The sequence below is a fragment of the Enterobacter cloacae complex sp. I1M genome (assembly GCF_014982425.1).
Classification (GTDB): Bacteria; Pseudomonadota; Gammaproteobacteria; order Enterobacterales; family Enterobacteriaceae; genus Enterobacter; species Enterobacter intestinihominis.
Genome location: NZ_JADCLG010000063.1, coordinates 1 through 288, shown reverse-complemented (window position 1 = coordinate 288; position 288 = coordinate 1). Strand labels below are relative to the sequence as shown.

Sequence of the window (288 nt, the reverse complement as noted above, 5' to 3'; positions counted from 1 at the left end):
GGTTCGTTTACTTCTTTCGCTGGCTCCAGCAGGCGCTGGTGCAGCTGCCGGAGCCGGAGCAGCAGCGTGAGCAGGCGCAGCGGCAGGTGCTGCACCCGCCACTTCGAAGACCATGATCAGCGAGCCGGTAGACACTTTGTCACCGGTGTTGATCTTGATCTCTTTAACGGTACCGGCGAACGGTGCTGGCACTTCCATAGAGGCTTTGTCGCCTTCTACGGTGATCAGTGACTGCTCAGCCGCAACGGTGTCGCCCACTTTGACCAGGATTTCGGTAACTTCAACTTC

1 protein-coding gene is annotated in these 288 nt (G+C 58.3%); it reads right to left on the bottom strand.

The window, feature by feature from the left end; translation table 11 throughout:
- The coding region (locus INF86_RS22195) for a biotin/lipoyl-containing protein (protein ID WP_305047275.1) at positions 1-288 on the bottom strand (288 nt) is incomplete at both ends.